Below are 17,544 nucleotides of genomic sequence, written 5' to 3' on the forward strand. Positions count from 1 at the left end.
CTGGGGGCAGTGGCGTTTGTATTTGATACGGCCGGCGGGGTATTGTTTGCGAAACTGATGAACCTGTTCAGCAAGACGAAAATCAATCCGATGATCGGAGCGTGCGGAATATCGGCGTTCCCGATGTCAGGGCGTGTAATCGCGAAGATGGCGCTCAAAGAAGATCCGACAAACTTTATCATCCAGCATGCGATCGGAGTGAACGTGGCAGGCCAGGTTGCGTCGGTAGTGGCGGGCGGACTGGTACTGGCGCTGATACCGGCGCTGACGAAATAAAAGGGAGGCGATCATCAGATGGAAGATGCAGTATCAAAGGCAATCACATTAGGAACAGTGGCCTTGCCGACGATGTTTTTTGTAATCGGGGTATTTATTCTGGCTACTAAGGCTTTACATGCGGCTTTTCCGGTTAAAGCAGAGGATGAGGAATAGCGGGTAAGACAAGGAACATTAAATTGATTTCCCAATCGTGATATTGGCGTACGTCTCAGGTTTAACGTCCCAGGCGCTTGAATAAGGAAGCTGGCGGCAATTTGCGGTCCGCGAAAACTTTATCTGATGTATTGCATATTTGCTATTGTGCAAATTTGCAAGGCAGGTAGAGGCCTGATTTTGGCCCGGGCGGAATTACCATTAAGGGGAGGGGAAACTTATGCTAGGAATGTCTGTTGCAGCCTTAGCGTCACTTGTTGCTATTGTTATTGTTGTTGGAATCTCCATGATTAACGAGGAACTCAATATCGGAATTGTTGCCATTGCCTTTGCCATCGTCGTCGGCAGCTTTTTCGCGGATCTTAATGCGGTACAAATAATGTCATCCCTGCCGATCAATTTGTTCATGATTTTAGTCGGCGTGACCTTTTTGTTTGGCATAGCCACTACCAACGGGACTTTGGAAAAGTTAACGGCGAATGCCATCCGCCTGGCCAAAGGCAACACGGCGCTGATCCCGCTGATTATCTTTATGCTGATCACCATAATTACCACCATCGGCCCGGGAAATATCGCCACAGTGGCCTTAATGGCGCCGGTAGTCATGGCGATCGCCGCCCGGATTGGCATCAATGCATTTTTGATGACTCTCTTAATCGTCGGAGCTGCGAATGGAGCTGCCTTCTCGCCAATCGCGCCAAGCGGCATCATCTCCAATTCAATTGTAGCTAAAATTGCTCCGCAGCTGGACGCACTGGGGCAGAGTATTGGCGATTTGAATACGTTTGGCTGGAAAATTCATCTAAATTCGGAGATTGCCCAGATTGCCGCCAATATTGGCGGATTCATGGTGCTTGGCGGCTGGAAGTGGATTGTCAGTCAGCGCAACTCCAGTCTGAATATTGATGATATTGCTCCCAAGCCGGAGCCTTTCAATAAAAACCAGATTATGACGCTTGTTGCCGTTGTTATTTTGGTGCTGCTGGTTATCCTGCCCAGTATGGCGGTAACCAAGGGACTGTTTTCACCATCTGTATTAAAACTCATTGGTACCGGAGACTCCGTCAATGTCGGGGCAATTGCATTTTTGCTGTCCAGCGTGCTGCTCATCCTGAATGCCGGCGACAGCAAGGCCACGGTGAAATCGATGCCCTGGCCGGTCATCATTATGGTCTGCGGCATGGGGATACTCATTGACGTTATGGATAAAGCCGGCGGCTTGAATGCTCTGGTTAATATTATCGCATCAGTATCCAATGAGACAACAATAACCGGTGTTTTGGCTTTAGTGACCGGGGTGATTTCCGCTTACTCCAGTTCGTCCGGCGTAGTCATGCCGATGTTCCTGCCGATGGTGCCGGGACTGATTCAAGAGCTGGGGGGCGGCAGTGCGGCGGCAATGATTTCTTCCATCAACGTCGGCTCGCATCTGGTGGACACCTCTCCCTTGTCCCTGTTCGGCGCAATCTGCATTGCCTGCGCGGACGAGAAGGAAGACAAAGGCAAGCTGTTCCGCAATTTGATGATTTGGGGCTTTTCGATGGCGGCGGTCGGCGCCGTTATCTGCTATATCTTCTTTGGCTTACTCAGTTTATAAAAGCCAGGCGCAGGCCGGAAAAGCTTGAAGCTTTTCCGGCCTGCTTTCCTATGGTCAGGGGGATGGTGGAGCAGCGCAACGAAAGGAGGCTGGCTAATGGAAAATTTGATGGTACGCTCGGAGACAAGCCGGAAGAATTTTTATGTTTTAATGGTTGCAATTATTTCTTTTATCTTCTTATTGGGATTTTCGCTGTACAAATATTTGGTTCTTCACATTTTTCAGCCGCTGGAAATGATGGCAGAGCTGCTGGTCTTATTTGTGCTTATTGAACGGATGGCGGCGCAATACAGCTATGAAATGACCCCAAAAGGCCTGTGCTTGACTAAGCGCAGCCTGCTGGGAACGGTAACCCATGAAATACCTTACGGTGCTATTTTCAGTGTTTACCGATATAAGCCCCAGCTGATCGGCCTTATTAAGTTTCGCCGGACTTACCGTTTTCACTCGGCTCTTGACGGGCGTGATGTCTGGACTTTGGCCTATACGGTAACCCGGTCGAACAATAAGGAGGAGAAGCGGCGGATTTATTTTAAGCCCGGTGATCAGATGCTTGCGGCCCTGCAAGCAAAACTGCCGGCAAAAGTGATGGCGCATTAACCAGTTTCAGCAGGCCGCCTCTGTTCCGGGCACTTTCTCAAGCTGGCCGGTCTGGAGGCCGCTCCTTCACGGTGGAAGAAGAGGGGTTAAAAAACCAGTCACATATCTGAGGTGTGACTGGTTTTTTTGTTGGCGGAAAGGGTGTATAATAAGTATAGGATCAGATTCGCAGGAGTGCAGGCATGATTATCTGGATAGCTGTTTATGTCATTTGGAACACAATTGCCTTTTTCCGGATGGGGGCTGATAAAAACTACGCCAAAACCGGCAGGGCGAGAATACCGGAACGGACTTTTTTTCTGTGGGCGGCGCTATTTGGCGCGGCCGGCATCTGGGGCGGTATGCTTTTTTTTCGGCATAAAACCCGCCACCGGTCTTTTCGCATCGCCATTCCGGCATTGCTGGCCCTCAATATTGGCCTTCTGGCAGTTCAGTTGGTCAGCTTTTACTAGCCCGGTTATGATAGGATACTGAAAGTTAAATTGCAGATTAAGGTGGGTACTCTAATGAACGATAACAATGCTGTAAAGGCGCCGGAGCCTGACGATAAGAAAAACGCGTATTTACTGCTGTTTTACAAAGATGAGATTTTGGTCGAAGTCCAAAACGGCGGTTGGCGGATACCCGCACTGGGGGCGGTTCCTTTATCGCGGACTGAGGCAGCCGCCCAGTATATCGGCGAATGGGCTGGCAAGCGTTACTATGGCGCCAACATCAATGAAAAACCGGAGTTTCCGGGCCTGACGTTTGTCAGGCTGAAGCAACTGTCCCAGCATACTCTCAAAGAGTATTGGCCGGTTGCCTTCCGGGCATATCATTTACTGAACTGGCTGAAAAACAACCGGTTTTGCGGCCGGTGCGGCCAGGCTATGCAATTGGTGGTCCAAGGGCAGGAACAGTCGTTAAATTGTACGTCCTGCAGTAATATTGTGTATCCCCGGATCTCGCCGGCGATCATTGTCGCCGTGTTTAAAGAAGATCAGATTTTGCTGGCTCATGCCAGCCGGTTTCCGCCGGGACGGTATAGTGTCATTGCCGGTTTCGTCGAACCAGGCGAAACCATGGAAAACTGTGTAAGGCGGGAACTGCGGGAAGAAGTGGGCCTTGAGGTGGATAACATCCAATACTTCGGCAGTCAGCCCTGGCCGTTTCCTGATTCCCTGATGATCGCGTTTACCGCCAATTATGTCAGTGGGCAGATTGCTGTTGATCATAGTGAAATACTCACGGCTGACTGGTTTTCGGCCCATACGCTGCCGGAAATTCCGGAAAAGGGGACGATTTCCCGCCAGCTCATTGACTGGTTTCTTCATCAACAGCAGCCGCCGGGGCAAATAGGTACCAACCATCATTCCCAGGATTAATATCAAATAACTGCTCATGGCCGGCGCTTTTTGTTATCGTCCTGTAACAGGAGCAATCCGGCTAAGGATGCGGTGATCATTGGGGTAATCCGGTCCAGCCGGCCGGAAGCAAATGCAGTTTGTCGATGAGCACATAGCTGAATTTTTTGCGGCTTTGAGACGTACCGCCAGTGCGGCGTTCATGAGAATGACAAGTAGGGGTGGGTATAATTGCAGGATTTAAGTTTAGTAATCGCCGCCAATTTGAAGCGGATTCGCGAAGAAAAGAAGCTGAGCCTGGATAAGGCGTCTGAGCTGACCAAAGTCAGCAAATCAATGCTGGGACAAATCGAGCGGGGCGAATCAAATCCCACGATTAACACCATCTGGCGGATTGCATCCGGGTTAAAGGTATCGTTTACTTCGCTGATCCATTTACCGCAGGCTGATGCCGTTATTGTACGCCGGGCTGAAGTGGAGCCGTTGATCGAGGATGGCGGCAGATACCGGGTTTATCCGGTATTTCCGTATGAAGACGGCCGCCGCTTTGAACTGTATCTGGTTGAAATTGATCAGGGCGGCTGCTATCACAGCACCCATCCCCATGTTGACGGCAGTAAGGAGTTTATTACTGTTATGGCCGGGGAATTGACGTTATTAACCAATGGCCAGACCTATACGCTGCAGCAAGGCGATTCCATCTGTTTCCGGGCGGACAAACCTCATGCCTACAAGAATACGGGCAGGGAACTGATCCGTTTAAGTATGGCCATTGATTATCCGGCAACGGTTGCAGCCGGCTAGCGTCAGGATGACAAAAGCATTCCGGGGGGTTCCCCATTCCTGGTGCTGCGAGGCGCTGTTTGGCCACCGGCCGGTGATGATGGGGCGAACGGTAACATACAATGACAGCTGCAAAGGGGATGGTAGTTTTGTCTAAAATCAGGGTTGGAATTTTATTTGGCGGCAAGTCGGCGGAGCATGAGGTTTCCCTGCAGTCAGCCCAAAATATTATTGATGCAATAGATAAAAGCAAATATGATGTTACCTTAATCGGCATAGACAAGGCGGGGCATTGGCGGTTGTACGACAGCTCACGGTTTTTACTGAACAGCAATGACCCGCGCCGTATTACCCTGAATAAGACCGGCCGGGAGGTCGCTTTGGTACCGGGTGCCGGTGTCGGGCAGCTGCTGGAAATCACCGGGCGGAAATCAGGCGCTGGAATTGATGTTATATTTCCCGTTTTGCATGGGCCGTACGGGGAAGACGGAACTGTTCAGGGCCTGCTGAAACTGGCTGACCTTCCTTTTGTCGGCGCCGGTGTGTTAGGGTCTGCGGTTGGTATGGATAAAGATGTAACCAAGCGTTTGCTGCGGGATGCGGGAATTCCTATCGCCGGATTCTTGACTTGCAGCAAGTGGGATCAGGCTGCGGCGAGATTTGACGAAGCTGTGCAAAAGTTAGGGCTGCCGCTGTTTGTCAAACCGGCCAATGCCGGTTCTTCCGTCGGGGTGAGCAAGGTTGTCAATGAAGAGCAGTTTACTGCAGCGCTGGCGGAGGCTTTTTGTTTTGATACTAAGGTTCTCATTGAAGAATGCATCACCGGCCGGGAACTGGAATGTGCTGTTCTGGGCAATGAAGCGCCGGTTGCTTCAAGTATCGGTGAGATTGCAGCCCAGCGGGAGTTTTATTCTTATGAAGCAAAATATATTGATGAAGCCGGCGCTGTTCTGACTATCCCGGCTGAACTGCCTGCAGCGGCCGCCGCGCGCATTCAGGCGCTGGCGGTCAGGGCTTTCCAGACGCTTTGCTGTGAAGGCATGGCCAGGGTGGATTTCTTTTTGACAAAGGACAACCAGGCTGTTGTTAATGAAATTAATACCATTCCCGGCTTTACTGCAGTCAGCATGTACCCTAAATTATGGGAAGTCAGCGGGATAAGTTATGGCGAGCTTATCGATAAACTGATTCAACTGGCGCTGGAACGGCAGGTCAGAGAGCGGCAGTTGAAAACTTCTTATCATAAACCCTGATCGCCACAGCCGGCAATGGCGGTTGTGGCTGCAATAATATAGCTTGCCGGTTTTCATGTAAACCTGCTATAGTTAAAGAATAGCGTGTAAATGACGGCAGGGATGGAAGGCAAGCAAATGCGGGGTGAAAGTGTGACAGACAACAGCTTGGATTATCAGGGAGCAACCATAGAAGAATTAAGCGCAATGATTGCGGCGGAACCGGAAAATGAAACGCCTTATTATTATCGGGCCGCCGCTTACTGTGAGCAATGGCAGTATGAAGAGGCGATTATGGATTATACCACCGTGCTGGAAATGAATTCGTATCATACAGATGCCTATTATCACCGGGCAGTTGTTTATGCCAAGTTAAACATGTATGACGCCGTTATCCTGGATTGCAGTATGGCGCTGGATATTGATCCCGAATATGCAGGGGCTTATTTGGAACGGGCGGCGGCGTATTATGAGCAACAGCGGTATGACAAGGCTGTCATTGACTATGGTAATTTTATTCAGTTGCGGCCGGAGTTTGCCGCAGCTTATGATTTCCGCGCCAGCGCTTACCGGGCATTAGGAGAGTATGAAGCAGCCATTGCGGACTATAGCCGGGCGATTGAGCTGGCCCCGGAGGCGGCGGGCAGTTATTACCAACGGGCCGCGGTTTACCGGCAGCAGCTGCTTTATCCTGCGGCGATTGACGATTATACCAGAGTCATTGAGCTTGAGCCGCAGCATGCCGATGCTTATTTCAATCGCGGCCTGGTTTACGATGAGCAGAAGCAGTATCAAAAGGCTCTGGCCGACTATCAGCAAACCATTGCCATCAACCTGGAATATAGCGGCGCTTATTATCACCGGGCCGGAATTTACTGCGGTCAAGGCGATTTTGAAAGCGCTCTGGCCGATTATAGCAAAGTCATTGAGCTTTCGCCTGATGATTTTGGCGGTTACTACCGGCGGGGCGCCGTGTACCAGGCGCAGAAACGCTTCCGGCAAGCCATTGCCGATTATACCCGGGCGATTGAACTTGAGCCGGAGCTGGCGGCCTGCTATTACTACCGGGCGACAGCCTATCACGAGTTAAACTGTTACCAGGAGGCGGTCGGCGACTATACCCGGGCAATTGAACTTGAGCCGCGGGCGATTGCCTACTATTACCGGGCGGCGGTCTATCGGGAGCTGGACCTGCTGGCCGAGGCGATAACCGATTACGGACAAGCCATCAGCCTGGAACCGGCGGATGCCGATTATTATTTTTACCGGGGTTCGGCCTACCAGCAGCTGGGCGAACATCAACAGGCTGTTGCCGACTATAGCCGGGCCATTGAGCTGGATGCTCAGGCGGCTGTTTATCATTACCGGGCGGAGTGCTATTATGCGCTTGGCAATTACGCAGCGGCCATTACTGATTACAGCCGGGCGATCGAATTAGAGCCCGATAGCGCCGAGGCTTATTATCAGCGGGCTATGGCGTATTTTGCCAATCGCCGCTTTGAAGAGGCTATGGCTGATATTGACCGCGCCTGGGAAATTGATCCCGCGTATGGCCGGACTGACGGGTAAGCGTAGCCGGCGGCCAGAACGTCCGCAAGCAACCCCAAGACGCCTAGTATTCAAAAATACAGACAGGGATCTTGTTTGAAAACAAGGTCCCTGTCTGTATTTTTTTGTGTGTCCAGGTAAGCGTCCGGGAAGCGTTTTGCGGGGCAAGCTTCGCTTATGCCGCCGATTTATTGAGCAAATCTTGCACCGAGGTCAAAGGCTTTTTGACAGTCCAGCGGAAACTGTTCCCGGCGTCTTTGGGCTTTTGCTGCTTCGTCAAACGCTGTCACAACATATTTGGAATAATCGGTGAACTGATAGGTATCATTGGCAAACAGCGTCTCCAAACTGCCGAAAAGCCGCGCAAGGGCCTGTTCGGTTCCTGCAAAAATTCGGTCATAGCCGTATTCTTTCATGCGTTCTTCGCTGACATTCATGGTGTATATAAAGCCAACCGGGATTTTTCGGGGAAAAAGCGTGGAGTAGGCTTTGTCGTAAACCAGATAGGGAAAAGCCATCCGTTCAAGCAGGGAGCGCATTTCACCGGTGACGCCGTGAAAGTAGATGGGCGACCCCAAAATAACGGCGTCTGCAGCGGCAATTTTTTCGAGCACAGGGGTTAACGCATCTTTTACCGCACACTTGCCGTAGCTTTTTCCATGTTTGAGCTTACAGGCGAAACAGCTGATACAGCCTTTAAAGCTGAGATCGTAAAGATGGATAAGCTCGGTCTCCGCTCCCTGTGCCGCCGCCCCCTCCAGCGATTTCTCCAGAAGGGTCGCCGTATTCCAGTTTTTACGCGGACTGCCGTTAATGGCCAATACGGTCATAAGGCAATACCTCCTTTTGTTTAGTATCTACCACAAAGTTTAAGCTTAATCCGGCGAAAATAAAAGTATGCACTTTTAAGGTATTTACTATACAAAAGGATAGTAGCGTAAGGTTTTCAGAACGGCGGGGCAAGCGTCTGCATCAAATGCCGATTTTGTGGTTACAATTTTAGATGTTACCTTATGCAGTTAGGTGGTTATGTAATGTGCATAATGCTGTTGATTTAACGCCGCCGGCAGCCAACCCTGGGCATACTTATATGATGATATTCTATCATGATGAAATTGCCGTTAAGAACGGGAATGGCAGGCCGAAACTTCCATCAGTGCTGGATGTGATAAACTGGAGTATTGAAGTGGCTGACGCACAGTATGTTGGCTCGCTGAACGGAGCCGGCTGTTATGGAATGATATTGCGCAGTCCGGTCAAATTAGCCGGAGGCTGCTTTGAAAAACTGGCCCAACTGCCGGGCCGTATCGGCAGTCAGGCGCTAGAGCTGGCATTTCGGGCTTTTCATATTATCAACTGGGCAAAAAGCGCTGATTTTTGCGGCCGCTGCGGCGAAAGAATGCTGGTTGCGTCCGCATCCCGGGCTTTTGCCAGGCAATGCGCCGCCTGTGGTTGTACCATTTATCCGCGCATTTCCCCGGCTGTTATTGTAGCCGTTGTGAAAGAAGATAAAATTTTGCTGGCCCGGCCGAACCGTTTTCCGCCGCTGCACCACAGTGTGCTGTCCGGTTTTATCAATCCGGGGGAAACTCTGGAAAACTGCGTGCGGCGGGAACTGCGGGAGGAAGTGGGGATCGTGGTTGACCAGATCCGATATTTCGGCAGTCAGCCCTGGCCATTTCCTGATGTTTTAATGATTGCTTTTACGGCGCGTTATGTGAGCGGCGAAATTGCCGTGAATCAGAGCGAAATTTTATCGGCCGGTTGGTTCTCAGCGGATAATCTGCCTGCTATCCCGGCGTACGGCGGAATTGCCAGGCAGTTGATCGACTGGTTTGCCAACAAGGATTGACGGGGACGGTATGCGGTTATCAGTAAATTTTTTGAATTTCGATGCCGTTGCGCTGAAAGGCGTCTTCTATTTCCGCGACATGGCTGTGTCCGTTGGTTTCTACCGTTACTTCCAGCTGAACCTGCTTAAAGCTGTCCATTACCTTGGACTGATTATGATCCAGCTTAATTACATTGGCATTTAATGCCGAGATGATTTTAGCCACATGCAGTAATTCCCCCGGCTTATCCGGCAAATTAATGGTAAAGCAAAACAGTCTGCCTCTGAATACCAGCGCTTTATTGATAATCGCGGAAATCGTTAAAATATCAATATTGCCGCCGCTGACCAGGCAAACAACTTTTTTGTTTTTAGAGGATATTTTTTTCAACCCGGCTAAGGAAAGAGCTCCTGCGCCTTCGACAATCAGCTTATGCTTTTCGATGAGCAGCAATATTGCTTCAGCAATATCAAAATCAGAAACCGAAATGATTTCATCGACAAACGCTCTGATCAATTCAAACGTCAGGCTGCCCGGACGTTTTACCGCGGCGCCATCGGCTATGGTATCCACTGCTGCCAGCTCCGTTACCTGATTGAGCGCCAGAGAGGCTTTCATACAACAGGCGCCTTCCGGCTCAACGCCGATCACCTTGATGGACGGTTTTAATGTTTTTGCCGCAAAGGCTATGCCGCTGGCCAGCCCCCCTCCGCCGATCGGCACCAGGATTTCGTCAACATCTTCCAGTTGCTGCAAAATCTCCAAAGCGATTGTTCCCTGGCCAATGATGACATCCAAATCATCGAACGGGTGCACAAAAACATAATTATGTACAGCTTCAAGCTCTCTTGCTTTCTTGTAAGCCTCATCATAGCTGTCACCGAATAATACTACATTGGCGCCATAATTCCTGGTGGCTTCCACCTTAATGATGGGGGTGGTCGCAGGCATCACCACAGTTGCTGTAATGCCCAGCAGCTGTGCCGCAAAACCGATTCCCTGCGCATGATTTCCCGCGGACGAAGCAATAACGCCTCTGCTTTTTTCGGCATCATTTAGCCGGCTTAGTTTATGAAACGCCCCGCGGATTTTGAATGCCCCCGTAACCTGCAGGTTCTCGGGTTTAATGAACACAGTATTGCCGCTCTCGCTGCTAAAAACCGGGCTTTCAATAAGTTCGGTCTTTTTTAACACATAATCCAGTTTTTTTGCCGCAGCAAAAACATCGTTAATGGACACACCGGCATCACCCAGCTTAAATATACTGTTATTTTGCTTCGTCATCATTTACCTCCATTGGTGTTGAATATAAACAGAATTACGCTCTAACCGGAGCGCGTGCGGTTGTTAAAATACAAACAAAAAAACCCGTCCTTGAAAATATTCAAGGACGAGCTGTTTTACCCGCGTTACCACCTTTATTGCATAACATGCCGCTTCAGTTCTATCAAACCTAAGCCAGATAACGCGGCTACCCCGGTATTTCTTACTGAATTTCAGAAATACAGTTCCGGAGGGATCTTCAACCACCGCTCATTGATGACTTTCACCAAACGTCAACTCTCTGCAAATTCGCCAGTGGGTTACTTACTCCATCATTACTATTTTTACTATGCTTTGAAATGAATTCTAACACTATTTGCTTACAAATGTCAATATGCATTTTGCAGCTGGTAAAATGATCGTTTTTGGAATAAATGAATTTCAGACTAGCGGAAACATCTGGCTAAATTACGGCCTGTTTTACTGGTTAAACGCCTGTTGGGTGATGGACTTGATCTACTGATTTGTTTAGATGATCAAAATCAATCCGGCAGGGATTGGACGGCAGGCCAGCGAAAACAGTGATAGCATAAAATGCCGTCTGGAGGCCGGGTGTATGGAATTAAGGCAGATCGAATATTTTTGCATGGTTGGCAAGCTGAATAGTTTTACCAGAGCGGCTGAACAATTGCATATTGCTCAGCCTTCAATTACGCAGGCGATCCGTAAGCTGGAGCAGGAGCTGGGGGTACAACTGTTTGATCGCAGTAAAAAGCGGGCCTTGCTTACGGCTGAAGGAAAGGCCTTTTGGGACAGAATGGAGCTTTGGCTCAATGACCTGGCGCAAGCCGTTCAAGAGGTTCAGGATTTTAAAAACTTACGCAAAGGCACATTTAAGGTTGGCATTCCGCCAATGATTGAGGCCTATCTGTTTCCCGAAATATTCTCCAGTTTTAAGCAGCAGCAGCCCGGTTTGAACCTGATTGCCTTTGAGGAAAGTTCTTCGCTGGAGGCTGCGGTGAAACTGGAGAACAATGAACTTGACCTGGCGATTATTATTTTGCCTGAAACCTCGGAGACACTGGATTCTTTGGTCATTGTCCGGGAACAGCTTGTTTTGTGCCTGCACAAGGAGCACTGGCTGGCTAAACGGCAGGCGGCCAAGTTTGAGCAGCTGAAAAATGAACAGTTTATTCTGCTGAAAGAAGGCGCTTATCAGCACCAGATTGTCATCAGCCGGTGCTTGCGGCAGAATTTTATGCCCAATACCATATTTTCGTCAAATCAGATTAAGACCATCAAAGGACTGGTTGCCAATGGACTGGGAATTTCCCTGCTGATGGAGATGGTGGTCCGCAATGACCCCGCGATTATTGCTATTCCTTTAGATGAGCCGATTGTTTTTGATATTGGTCTGGCCTGGAAAAAAGATCAATGCCTGTCAACGGCAGCTAAGGCGTTTGTTAAGTTTATTGAACAGCGGTATACAACTACCGGCGCAGAATAGCCACTGAACAATCTGATATGACGTTTGTTCAGTGCTCTAAATGAATACGTTTTAGCGTTAATTTCAACCACAGAACGCTGTCCGGGCGTTTGCTGTGGTTTTTTTGCAACTTAAATAATGATAGGCGGGCGCTATGATCTTATTGATTATCGATATTTTATTTCTGATGTATTTCGTGATAAGGTATAAACAGGAGATAAAGTAAGAAAATTTACAATTTTAAGAAAATAATGGAGGAAGCGTATGATTACAGAAGCTGTCAAAGCGCAAATCCGCAATATTGTGGGGCCGAATAATGCCATTGATTCTACGATTGAGTGCTTTGGATATTCCTATGATTCGTCCTTTGTGCCAATGGCCAAAGAAAATATACCGGAACTGGTGGTGCTGCCAAGCAGCGTCCAGGAGGTAGCGCAAGTCATGGCAATTGCCAACGCAAATCGGATACCGGTAACGCCGCGCGGCAGCGCCAGCGGCCGGACCGGGGGCAGCATTCCTGCCGCAGCCGGTATCTCCCTGGCGCTTAACCGGATGAACAGAATCGTGGAGCTGGATGAGCGGAATATGATGATAACGGTGGAGGCGGGGGTGAGAACAATTGATATTTATCAGGCCTGTGCGCAAAAGGGGTTGTTTTTTCCGCCTGATCCGGCCAGCTGGAAGTATTCGACCATTGGCGGCAATGTCGGGGAAAACGCCGGAGGAATGCGGGCGGTAAAATACGGTGTTACCAGCAATTATGTCATGGGACTGGAGGTAGTACTGGCTGACGGCACTGTCATCAATACCGGGGGAAAAGCAATGAAAAATGTGACCGGTTATAATCTTACCCAATTAATTACCGGCTCGGAGGGAACACTGGGGATTATTACCAAGGTGTTGCTGCGATTGATTCCAATGCCCAAAACCCGCAACACAATGCAGCTCATGTTTGGTTCTTTGGCTAACGCCTGTCATACCATTCATCAGATGTTAATGAGCGGGCTGGTGCCGGCAGCGGCGGAATTAATGGATAAAATAAGCCTGCAGGCGGTAGCGCGTCACCGCAAGCTGGACATCAGCCCGGGCATTGAAGCCTGCGTAGTATTGGAAATTGACGGTGAAACCAAGGCTGATCTGCAGCAGCAGGCGGAGCGGATTGCGGACATTGCCCGTCGGCTTGAGGTTATTGAGGTCAGGATTGCCGCTTCAGACGAAGAAGTGGAAGAAATATGGGCGATACGACGGGGCTTAAGTTCAGCCATCGGCGCAATGGCGCCAAACCGGTTTGGCGAAGATATTTCGGTGCCGCGTGACGCGTTTCCCAGGGCGGTTGATTTGATCAGGGCAATTGGTGAAAAGTATCAACTGACGATTGCTGTCTATGGCCACGCTGGCGACGGCAACATTCATCCGTCCGTACTGTGCGACCTGTCTAAGCCCGGTGAGGAAAAACGGGTTCAGCAGGCGGTAGATGAAATTTTTGCCGCCGCCTTGTCGGTGGGGGGAACCCTGTCGGGTGAGCATGGCATCGGTCTAACCAAACGGGCTTATCTGGTCAATGCTTTAGGAGAAGCCGGCGTTCAAACGCTCAAAGCCATCAAACAGGCCCTGGATGCCCAAGGCATTTTGAATCCCGGAAAAATCTGGCAGTGAGGAGGCTTTCATGGAGAATTCACTTAAAAAAAATAACTATTTGCAAGCTGTGCAAACAATTGTAAGTCAGTGCGACCGCTGCGGCTCCTGTCTTACCGTATGTCCCCTGTATGAGGCCAGAGATATTGAGTCGTCAAGCGCCAGAGGCAAGAACAATATTGCCAGGGGAATACTTGCCGGTGTAATCAAGCCGGACAGAGAAGCGCAGAAGTCGGTTGATTTTTGCCTGCTGTGCCGGACTTGTATTGAGCATTGTCCCAACAAGGTAAAAACAGATGACGCCATGATTGCTGTGCGGCAGTTTTTGGCCGACCGGAACGGCACGCCGGGGTTTAAATACAAGGTTTTGGGCGGACTGATGAAAAACCGCCGGCTGGTAAAATTGTCGGCGGGAATGCTTACGGTAATCCGCCGGCTGGGGCTGAGCCCAATTGTGCCTTATGGCATGGCGCCCCGTGAATTTACCCGCCGGCAATATCTGGCGGCTTTTGCCGGGCCGGCGGCTCTGGGCAGTTTGCCGGCTGCAGCTCCGGCGGTCATTACCGGCCGGTCGAGGGTGGCCTATTTTAAAGGCTGTGGCATGCAGCTGATGTTTCCTGATGCTGTGCAGGAGAGCATTCAAATTTTGCGCACCGTCACTGAGCCGCAGTTTGTTGACAATTTATGCTGCGGCTTGCCGCAGCTGGCGCATGGTTTGCGGGCTGATTTTCTGGCAATGGCCAAAGAAAATATCATAAGGTTTGCGCAAGCCGATGTTATTGTCGGTGATTGCGCCAGTTGCAGCGGCACACTTAAGCACATCGCCGCTTATCTGGCCGATGATCCGGAATGGGCGGAGCGGGCTGCGGCTTTTAGCAGCAAGGTGATGGGACTTAGCGAGTATTTGTTTCAGGCCGGTTACCAGCCGCGCAATCAGAGCAAGGGTAAAATAACGTTTCATGAGCCTTGTCATTTAGGGCGGGGACAGGGAATAAAAAACCAGCCGCGTGAATTGCTTAAGGCAGCAGGAAATTTTGTTGAAATGGCCGCCGCAAATAGCTGCTGTGGCGGCGCCGGATCCTTTCATGTGGATTATCCGGAGATTGCCGGCGATATTCTGGGCAAAAAGCAGCGAAGCATTGAAGCTTCCGGCGCTCAAATTGTGGTGTCGGAGTGTCCGACCTGTCTGGTACAGCTTAATAAAGCGGCGCTGAACAGCGGGGGTAAATTCAGGGCAATGCATATTAGCCAGGTCTTGTAACCGCTTGGACTTGCAGGGCAGCGGCGGAACTACCTGAGCGACAAAATAGTAGTGAAGGAGGCAATTGATATGATCTGGATCGGTGGTTTCATTATCATCCTGACCTTGGCGGCAATCATCAAACGTTATGAAACACGGCTGGTATTATTTCTGGCCGGGCTGGCAATGGCGCTGGTGGCTGGCAGACCGCTGGAAGCCATGGATGCCTTTGCCAAAGCAATGGTGAACCAGGGGCTGGTAACAACAATCTGTACGGTGATGGGATTTTCCTATGTAATGAAAACGACCGGCTGTGACAGTCATCTGGTCAACTGCCTGACCTCGCTGTTAAAGCGGGTCAAGTTTCTGCTGATACCAGGTTCGGTGGCGTTAACCTGGGTGCTGAATATCGCTCTGCCGAGTACGGCCGGCTGCGCAGCGGCCGTTGGCGCTGTCCTGATACCAATGCTGGTCCGGTCGGGCGTCCATCCGGCAATGGCGGCCGCCTGTGTAATGGGAGGGACTTTCGGCAGTACGTTAAGTCCCGGTCTTGTTCACAATCCGTTTGTCGCCAAACTGGCCAATGTCGATGTCATGACCGTCATTGCCGGACATACTCCGGCCGTATTTGCGGCGCTGGTCATTTCCGCAGCCAGCCTGACCACAGTCTGTTATTTTCGCCAAGAAGGTCCCAGCGCTCAACGGGCGGCGGCTTTTGGCGCTGATGAGGAAAAATTCAAGGTCAATCCGGTCAAGGCGGCAGTGCCGGTGGTACCATTGGCGCTGCTGGTATTAGGCAGCAAAATGGTTGGTGTTATTCCGCCGGTTACTGTGCCGCAGGCGATGCTTATGGGAGCTATGCTGGGATTTGTTGTAACCTGGCAGGATCCGCAGGAAATATCACGGAGCTTTTTTAAAGGCATGGGAGAATCCTATGCTGAAATCATCGGCATTATTATTGCAGCAGCCGTTTTTACCCAGGGATTGGAAATCATCGGGTTAACCGGCGCACTGATCGAAAAAATGAAACAATCCGAGGATATTGCCTTATATGCGGCCTCTTTCGGTCCGTATCTGCTGGCTATTTTAAGCGGTTCCGGCGATGCCGCCGCTCTGGCGTTCAACGGGGCTGTTACACCTCATGCCGTCCAATTCGGCTTTACCATCACCGACATGGGCTCGCTGGCAACCATATCAGGCGCGTTAGGCCGAACAATGTCGCCGGTAGCCGGTGCAACCATCGTTTGTGCAACGCTGGCCGCCGTAAGTCCAATCGAAATTGCCAAACGGACGGCACCCGGCATGGGTATTGCACTCATCGCTATGATCATTATTTTTGCAATGAAATAGTCAGGCTTAGCTTTTTTAATCGTTCGATGGCGGCTGTTAATACTTCTTCCTGTTTACAAAAGGCAAATCTCAGCCAAAGTTTTTTTCCGGCCGGATGTCCGTTGGGGTAAAAAGCAGATAAAGGACGGGCGGACACGCCAATATGGGCAGTCAGATATTTCGCAAATGCAAGATCATCGTCCCAGCCCAGGCCGGAGAAGTCCGCCAGTAAGAAATAACCTCCTTCCGGCGCCAGGCAGGGAATTTCCAGCTCGGCCAAGCCCGCTGCCAGCACCGCCAGTCTTGCGGTATAAGACTTTCTTAATTCCAGGTAGTATTCTTCCCGGCTGCGGATGGCTTCGACCATGCCCAGCTGCAGGGGAAGAGCAGAATTTAATACCAAACAGCTGTGCGCCGTTCGAATACCCTGGGTTAGCTCCGGCGGCGCGATCACATAGCCAAGCCGCCAGCCGGTAACGCTGTAGGTTTTTGAAAAACCGTTGGTGATGATTGTCCGCAAACGCATTCCGGGCAGCTGCCAAATGGCCGGGGGGGCTTCTTTGGTAAAATAGATTTCATCATAAATTTCATCGGTAATGACCAGCAAATCATATTTTTGGCTTAACTCAGCGACTCCCCGGATTTCTGCATCGGTAAAGATCCGGCCGGAAGGATTATGCGGCGAGTTGAACACGATGGCTTTGGTACGCGGGGTGATTGCCGTTTCAAGGCGTTGTTTATCCAGGTGAAAGTGCGGCGCTGTCAATTCCACATAAACAGGTATTCCGCCGGCTAAGCATACATTCCCGGTATAGGCGGGAAATGCCGGCGTTAAAATAATCACCTCATCGCCCGGATTGATGACGGCCAGCAGTGTGGCTGCAAGACTTTCCGTTACGCCATTGCAAATGGTAATTTCCTGTTCGGCGTCATAGCGGATTTGGGTTTTTTGGTGTAATCTTTGGGAAATTCCGGCTCGTAATTCAAGGATTCCCTGAGCGGGCGCATATTGGTTAAAATCGTCCTGTATCGCCTGTATTGCGGCGTCTTTGAACGTTTTTTCCGCCGGAAAGTCAGGTTTGCCGCCGCCCAGATCAATTGCCTGATGCCGGACCGACAGATCGGCAAGCTCTTTGAAGCTTGGCAGCGCAATCCGGTGAATGCGTTCGGATAATACCCCTTCAGGCTTTCCTTGGTTGCGTGTCATGTGTTTTCCTTCTTTCT

At 50.4% G+C, this 17,544-nt stretch carries 17 protein-coding genes and 1 other annotated feature; of the genes, 14 read left to right on the forward strand and 3 right to left on the reverse strand.

Annotation, left to right across the window (positions count from 1 at the left end; all coding sequences use genetic code 11):
• The 9 genes from BLR06_RS13135 to BLR06_RS13170 all read left to right on the forward strand — a co-directional run.
• The coding region (locus BLR06_RS13135; protein ID WP_139164494.1) for a sodium ion-translocating decarboxylase subunit beta at window positions 1-276 on the forward strand (276 nt) is incomplete at its 5' end.
• Window positions 277-294: 18 nt separating this feature from the next.
• On the forward strand, window positions 295-432 hold the full coding sequence (locus BLR06_RS19580) for a hypothetical protein (protein WP_173812694.1): 138 nt from the start codon (window positions 295-297) through the stop codon (window positions 430-432).
• A 220-nt stretch (window positions 433-652) separates the two neighbouring features.
• The gene (locus tag BLR06_RS13140; protein WP_092073963.1) at window positions 653-2,029 is read left to right on the forward strand and encodes an SLC13 family permease; all 1,377 of its coding nucleotides are present in this window, start codon (window positions 653-655) and stop codon (window positions 2,027-2,029) included.
• Between the two features lie 96 nt (window positions 2,030-2,125).
• Window positions 2,126-2,629, forward strand: a complete 504-nt coding sequence (locus BLR06_RS13145) for a hypothetical protein (RefSeq protein ID WP_092073965.1) — start codon at window positions 2,126-2,128, stop codon at window positions 2,627-2,629.
• Window positions 2,630-2,811: 182 nt separating this feature from the next.
• On the forward strand, window positions 2,812-3,081 hold the full coding sequence (locus BLR06_RS13150) for a DUF1294 domain-containing protein (RefSeq protein WP_092073967.1): 270 nt from the start codon (window positions 2,812-2,814) through the stop codon (window positions 3,079-3,081).
• 54 nt (window positions 3,082-3,135) lie between these two features.
• Window positions 3,136-3,993, forward strand: coding sequence for an NAD(+) diphosphatase (gene nudC / locus BLR06_RS13155; RefSeq protein ID WP_092073969.1), 858 nt, complete (start codon window positions 3,136-3,138; stop codon window positions 3,991-3,993).
• Between the two features lie 210 nt (window positions 3,994-4,203).
• Window positions 4,204-4,776, forward strand: a complete 573-nt coding sequence (locus BLR06_RS13160) for a helix-turn-helix domain-containing protein (RefSeq protein ID WP_092073971.1) — start codon at window positions 4,204-4,206, stop codon at window positions 4,774-4,776.
• Between the two features lie 128 nt (window positions 4,777-4,904).
• On the forward strand, window positions 4,905-6,008 hold the full coding sequence (ddlA, locus tag BLR06_RS13165) for a D-alanine--D-alanine ligase (protein ID WP_092073973.1): 1,104 nt from the start codon (window positions 4,905-4,907) through the stop codon (window positions 6,006-6,008).
• 117 nt (window positions 6,009-6,125) lie between these two features.
• The gene (locus BLR06_RS13170; RefSeq protein WP_173812721.1) at window positions 6,126-7,556 is read left to right on the forward strand and encodes a tetratricopeptide repeat protein; all 1,431 of its coding nucleotides are present in this window, start codon (window positions 6,126-6,128) and stop codon (window positions 7,554-7,556) included.
• Between the two features lie 167 nt (window positions 7,557-7,723).
• Here BLR06_RS13170 and BLR06_RS13175 read toward each other — a convergent pair whose 3' ends face one another.
• On the reverse strand, window positions 7,724-8,365 hold the full coding sequence (locus tag BLR06_RS13175) for a flavodoxin family protein (protein ID WP_092073977.1): 642 nt from the start codon (window positions 8,363-8,365) through the stop codon (window positions 7,724-7,726).
• A 206-nt stretch (window positions 8,366-8,571) separates the two neighbouring features.
• On the opposite strand from BLR06_RS13175, the gene nudC (BLR06_RS13180) reads away from it, so the two are divergent.
• Window positions 8,572-9,387, forward strand: coding sequence for an NAD(+) diphosphatase (gene nudC / locus BLR06_RS13180; RefSeq protein ID WP_245698149.1), 816 nt, complete (start codon window positions 8,572-8,574; stop codon window positions 9,385-9,387).
• Between the two features lie 19 nt (window positions 9,388-9,406).
• Here nudC (BLR06_RS13180) and ilvA read toward each other — a convergent pair whose 3' ends face one another.
• Window positions 9,407-10,651 (reverse strand): threonine ammonia-lyase, encoded by a 1,245-nt coding sequence (ilvA, locus tag BLR06_RS13185; protein WP_092073979.1) that lies wholly within the window; start codon window positions 10,649-10,651, stop codon window positions 9,407-9,409.
• A gap of 99 nt (window positions 10,652-10,750) precedes the next feature.
• Window positions 10,751-10,975 (reverse strand) — a binding site (T-box leader).
• A 271-nt stretch (window positions 10,976-11,246) separates the two neighbouring features.
• Between ilvA and BLR06_RS13190 the strand changes: the two genes are divergently transcribed.
• The 4 genes from BLR06_RS13190 to dcuC all read left to right on the forward strand — a co-directional run bounded on the left by BLR06_RS13190 (window position 11,247) and on the right by dcuC (window position 16,341).
• Window positions 11,247-12,137 (forward strand): LysR family transcriptional regulator, encoded by an 891-nt coding sequence (locus BLR06_RS13190; RefSeq protein WP_092074215.1) that lies wholly within the window; start codon window positions 11,247-11,249, stop codon window positions 12,135-12,137.
• 243 nt (window positions 12,138-12,380) lie between these two features.
• Window positions 12,381-13,772: an FAD-binding oxidoreductase gene (locus tag BLR06_RS13195; protein ID WP_092073981.1), complete on the forward strand. Its 1,392-nt coding sequence runs from the start codon at window positions 12,381-12,383 to the stop codon at window positions 13,770-13,772.
• Between the two features lie 10 nt (window positions 13,773-13,782).
• The gene (locus BLR06_RS13200) at window positions 13,783-15,012 is read left to right on the forward strand and encodes a (Fe-S)-binding protein (RefSeq protein ID WP_092073983.1); all 1,230 of its coding nucleotides are present in this window, start codon (window positions 13,783-13,785) and stop codon (window positions 15,010-15,012) included.
• A gap of 69 nt (window positions 15,013-15,081) precedes the next feature.
• Window positions 15,082-16,341, forward strand: coding sequence for a C4-dicarboxylate transporter DcuC (gene dcuC, locus BLR06_RS13205; protein ID WP_092073984.1), 1,260 nt, complete (start codon window positions 15,082-15,084; stop codon window positions 16,339-16,341).
• Here the strand turns inward: dcuC and BLR06_RS13210 are convergent.
• Complete coding sequence (locus BLR06_RS13210; RefSeq protein ID WP_092073986.1) at window positions 16,322-17,527, reverse strand: pyridoxal phosphate-dependent aminotransferase; 1,206 nt, start codon at window positions 17,525-17,527, stop codon at window positions 16,322-16,324. The two genes, dcuC and BLR06_RS13210, sit on opposite strands and share 20 nt — an antisense overlap.
• Window positions 17,528-17,544: the final 17 nt, after the last annotated feature.

Origin of the sequence: Dendrosporobacter quercicolus (assembly GCF_900104455.1) — a bacterium.
GTDB lineage: Bacteria > Bacillota > Negativicutes > DSM-1736 > Dendrosporobacteraceae > Dendrosporobacter > Dendrosporobacter quercicolus.